Annotated in this window: 4 protein-coding genes, 4 tRNA genes and 1 pseudogene; 7 read left to right on the top strand and 2 right to left on the bottom strand. The window is 46.7% G+C overall.

All coding sequences use genetic code 11. The annotated features are described in order from the left end of the window. The first annotated feature begins 134 nt into the window (after positions 1 to 134). On the top strand, positions 135 to 1,163 hold the full coding sequence (gene murB, locus FEK66_RS24115) for a UDP-N-acetylmuramate dehydrogenase (protein WP_135495458.1): 1,029 nt from the start codon (positions 135 to 137) through the stop codon (positions 1,161 to 1,163). Next, the gene (gene birA, locus FEK66_RS24110; RefSeq protein ID WP_135495459.1) at positions 1,160 to 2,125 is read left to right on the top strand and encodes a bifunctional biotin--[acetyl-CoA-carboxylase] ligase/biotin operon repressor BirA; all 966 of its coding nucleotides are present in this window, start codon (positions 1,160 to 1,162) and stop codon (positions 2,123 to 2,125) included. The genes murB and birA overlap by 4 nt, the downstream gene beginning before the upstream one ends. Positions 2,126 to 2,153: 28 nt before the next feature. Here birA and coaA read toward each other — a convergent pair whose 3' ends face one another. Both coaA and FEK66_RS26320 read right to left on the bottom strand, forming a co-directional pair. After that, positions 2,154 to 3,104, bottom strand: coding sequence for a type I pantothenate kinase (gene coaA / locus FEK66_RS24105; protein ID WP_000023076.1), 951 nt, complete (start codon positions 3,102 to 3,104; stop codon positions 2,154 to 2,156). A 192-nt stretch (positions 3,105 to 3,296) separates the two neighbouring features. Beyond that, a pseudogene (locus tag FEK66_RS26320) lies at positions 3,297 to 3,447 on the bottom strand (hypothetical protein); the annotation flags it as partial. A gap of 19 nt (positions 3,448 to 3,466) precedes the next feature. Between FEK66_RS26320 and FEK66_RS24100 the strand changes: the two are divergent. The 5 genes from FEK66_RS24100 to FEK66_RS24080 form a co-directional block, all read left to right on the top strand. Further along, a tRNA-Thr gene (locus FEK66_RS24100) sits at positions 3,467 to 3,542 on the top strand. A gap of 8 nt (positions 3,543 to 3,550) precedes the next feature. After that, positions 3,551 to 3,635, top strand: a tRNA-Tyr gene (locus FEK66_RS24095). A gap of 116 nt (positions 3,636 to 3,751) precedes the next feature. Then, positions 3,752 to 3,826, top strand: a tRNA-Gly gene (locus FEK66_RS24090). Between the two features lie 6 nt (positions 3,827 to 3,832). Further along, positions 3,833 to 3,908, top strand: a tRNA-Thr gene (locus FEK66_RS24085). Between the two features lie 114 nt (positions 3,909 to 4,022). Beyond that, on the top strand, positions 4,023 to 4,177 hold a 155-nt coding region (locus tag FEK66_RS24080), incomplete at its 3' end, for a GTP-binding protein (protein ID WP_001690099.1).

Genomic DNA, 4,177 nt, shown 5'->3' with positions numbered 1-4,177 from the left:
ATCAAATAAAACGAAAGGCCATCCGTCAGGATGGCCTTTTTGCGTTTCTACAAACTCTTCCTATCGTCATATCTACAAGCCATCCCCCCGCAGATACGGTAAACTAGCCTCGTTTTTGCATCAGGAAAGCAGCTATGAACCACTCCTTAAAACCCTGGAACACATTTGGCATTGATCATAATGCTCAGCACATTGTATGTGCCGAAGACGAACAACAATTACTCAATGCCTGGCAGCATGCAACCGCAGAAGGACAACCCGTTCTTATTCTGGGTGAAGGAAGTAATGTACTTTTTCTGGAAGACTATCGCGGTACGGTGATCATCAACCGGATCAAAGGTATCGAAATTCATGATGAACCTGATGCGTGGTATTTACATGTAGGAGCCGGAGAAAACTGGCATCGCCTGGTAAAATACACTTTGCAGGAAGGTATGCCTGGTCTGGAAAATCTGGCATTAATTCCTGGTTGTGTTGGTTCATCACCTATCCAGAATATTGGGGCTTATGGCGTAGAATTACAGCGAGTTTGCGCTTATGTTGACTGTGTTGAACTGGCGACAGGCAAGCAAGAGCGTTTAACAGCTAAAGAGTGCCGTTTTGGCTATCGCGACAGTATTTTTAAACATGAATACCAGGACCGCTTCGCCATTGTAGCCGTAGGTCTGCGTCTGCCAAAAGAGTGGCAACCTGTACTAACGTATGGTGACTTAACTCGTCTGGATCCTACAACAGTAACGCCACAGCAAGTATTTGATGCGGTGTGTCATATGCGCACCACCAAACTCCCTGATCCAAAAGTGAATGGCAATGCCGGTAGTTTCTTCAAAAACCCTGTTGTATCTGCCGAAACGGCTAAAGCATTACTGGCACAATTTCCAAAAGCACCAAATTACCCCCAGGCGGATGGTTCAGTAAAACTGGCAGCAGGTTGGCTTATCGATCAGTGCCAGCTAAAAGGGATGCAAATGGGTGGGGCTGCGGTGCACCGTCAACAGGCGTTAGTTCTCATTAATGAAGACAATGCAAAAAGCGAAGATGTCGTGCAACTGGCACATCATGTAAGACAGAAAGTGGGTGAAAAATTTAATGTCTGGCTTGAGCCAGAAGTTCGCTTTATTGGTGCATCAGGTGAAGTTAGCGCAGTGGAGACGATTTCATGAAGGATAATACCGTTCCACTGAAATTAATCGTGCTGTTAGCGAATGGTGAATTTCACTCTGGCGAGCAGCTGGGTGAAACGTTAGGAATGAGCCGGGCGGCTATTAATAAACACATTCAGACACTGCGTGACTGGGGTGTTGATGTCTTTACCGTTCCGGGTAAAGGATACAGCCTGCCTGAGCCCATCCAGTTACTTAATGCTGAACAGATATTGAGTCAGCTGGATGGCGGTAGTGTAGCCGTGCTGCCAGTTATTGACTCCACGAATCAATATCTCCTTGACCGTATCGGAGAGCTTAAATCGGGCGATGCCTGCGTTGCAGAATACCAGCAGGCTGGCCGTGGTCGTCGTGGTCGGAAATGGTTTTCGCCTTTTGGCGCAAACTTATATTTGTCAATGTTCTGGCGTCTGGAACAAGGCCCGGCGGCGGCGATTGGTTTAAGTCTGGTTATCGGTATCGTGATGGCGGAAGTATTACGCAAGCTGGGAGCTGATAAAGTCCGCGTTAAATGGCCTAATGACCTCTATCTGCAGGATCGCAAGCTGGCAGGCATTCTTGTGGAGCTGACTGGCAAAACCGGCGATGCGGCACAAATTGTCATTGGTGCCGGGATCAACATGGCAATGCGTCGTGTTGAAGAGAGTGTCGTTAATCAGGGGTGGATCACGCTGCAGGAAGCGGGGATCAATCTCGATCGTAATACGTTGGCGGCCATGCTAATACGTGAATTACGCGCGGCGCTGGAACTCTTCGAGCAAGAAGGATTGGCACCTTATCTTTCGCGCTGGGAAAAGTTGGATAATTTTATTAATCGCCCAGTGAAACTTATCATTGGTGATAAAGAAATATTTGGCATTTCACGCGGAATAGACAAACAGGGCGCTTTATTGCTTGAGCAGGATGGAATAATAAAACCCTGGATGGGGGGTGAAATATCCCTGCGTAGTGCAGAAAAATAAGAAAGGGGAGCATTAGCTCCCCTGAAAATTATTTGCGTAGTCTGACCTCTTCTACCGCATGATTAGCACTTTTCGTCAGGATTAAACTGGCGCGCTCGCGAGTAGGTAGAATATTTTGCTTTAAGTTCAGCCAGTTGATCTCTTTCCACAACGTCATGGCAGTCTTAATAGCTTCTTCTTTAGTTAATTTCGCGTAGTTATGAAAATAGGAATCCGGGTCTGTAAAAGCCCCTTCGCGGAATTTCAGAAAACGGTTGATATACCATGTCTGAAGTAAGTCTTCCGGAGCATCAACATATATCGAAAAATCGACAAAATCAGAAACAAATACATGATGTGGATCGTGTGGATAATCCATCCCGCTCTGTAAGACATTTAACCCTTCAAGAATTAAAATATCAGGCTGAACAACAGTTTTATCTCCATCCGGGATCACATCATAAATAAGATGCGAGTAAACAGGTGCTGTAACGTTTGGCACGCCGGATTTGAGATCGGAAACAAACTTTACCAGACGATGCATATCATACGATTCCGGGAAGCCTTTCTTCTTCATCAGGCCACGTTCTTTAAGCACTTTGTTGGGATGAAGAAAACCATCGGTGGTGATCAGTTCAACACGACGGTGTTCCGGCCAACGGCTTAATAGTGCCTGTAACACACGAGCAGTCGTACTTTTCCCTACCGCGACGCTACCAGCAATACTGATAATGTAAGGAATGCGTTGTCCGTTAGTGCCAAGAAACTGTTCCAGAACTGCCTGACGGCGCAGGTTCGAGCTTATATAGAAGTTCAGCAAACGTGATAAAGGCAAGTAAATCTCGGCAACTTCTTCTAACGAAAGATCTTCATTTATACCTTTGAGACGGGCGATCTCATCTTCCGATAACGTCATAGGTACGGAATCACGCAGAGCTGCCCACTGGTTGCGGTCAAACTGTAGGTAAGGCGTCATTAACGTTTGCTCTTTTATACTCATAAGCATGTTTCTGGCGGTCATAGCTCTATCGGCAAAGCGATATTTGCCATGGCGCGTCACAGTTCTGTTGAATGGGTTAATGGGCAGGAGGGTAACACCAGATGGGGAGGAATAATAAGAAAAAATCTCTTCCAGGAAGCTATCGTTGAAAAGCAATGTGACAGATATTCCATCTGATAAAAAGAATTGTGTTTTAGCTGGCGCGCATTGTTAATGCAGAGTGATGCTGAAAAAGTATGCTAATCTGCTCGCAATTCGGCTGTTTATTCATCGTGTCGCGCAAAATGTGACCAATAAAACAAATTATGCAATTTTTTAGTTGCATGAACTCGCATGTCTCCATAGAATGCGCGCTACTTGATGCCGACTTAGCTCAGTAGGTAGAGCAACTGACTTGTAATCAGTAGGTCACCAGTTCGATTCCGGTAGTCGGCACCATCAAGTCCGGTGGGGTTCCCGAGCGGCCAAAGGGAGCAGACTGTAAATCTGCCGTCACAGACTTCGAAGGTTCGAATCCTTCCCCCACCACCAATTTCGGCCACGCGATGGCGTAGCCCGAGACGATAAGTTCGCTTACCGGCTCGAATAAAGAGAGCTTCTCTCGATATTCAGTGCAGAATGAAAATCAGGTAGCCGAGTTCCAGGATGCGGGCATCGTATAATGGCTATTACCTCAGCCTTCCAAGCTGATGATGCGGGTTCGATTCCCGCTGCCCGCTCCAAGATGTGCTGATATAGCTCAGTTGGTAGAGCGCACCCTTGGTAAGGGTGAGGTCGGCAGTTCGAATCTGCCTATCAGCACCACTTCTTTTCTCCTCCCTGTTTTTTCCTTCTGTTTATTGCATTCAACAAGTCGGGCATGTTGCCTGGTTGATGTGGTGATATCACCGATTTATCCGTGTCTTAGAGGGACAATCGATGTCTAAAGAAAAGTTTGAACGTACAAAACCGCACGTTAACGTCGGTACTATCGGCCACGTTGACCATGGTAAAACAACGCTGACCGCTGCAATCACTACCGTACTGGCTAAAACCTACGGCGGTGCTGCTCGCGCATTCGACCAGATCGATAA

The organism is Escherichia sp. E1130 (genome assembly GCF_005781065.1).
Lineage (GTDB): Bacteria > Pseudomonadota > Gammaproteobacteria > Enterobacterales > Enterobacteriaceae > Escherichia.
This window is presented reverse-complemented; position numbering and strand designations above follow the sequence as displayed.

Bases quoted from the DNA above. Each gene is read 5' to 3' on its own strand.
- murB (WP_135495458.1), top strand. From the start codon at position 135: ATGAACCACTCCTTAAAACCCTGGAACACATTTGGCATTGATCATAAT.
- birA (WP_135495459.1), top strand. From the start codon at position 1,160: ATGAAGGATAATACCGTTCCACTGAAATTAATCGTGCTGTTAGCGAAT.
- coaA (WP_000023076.1), bottom strand. From the start codon at position 3,104: ATGAGTATAAAAGAGCAAACGTTAATGACGCCTTACCTACAGTTTGAC.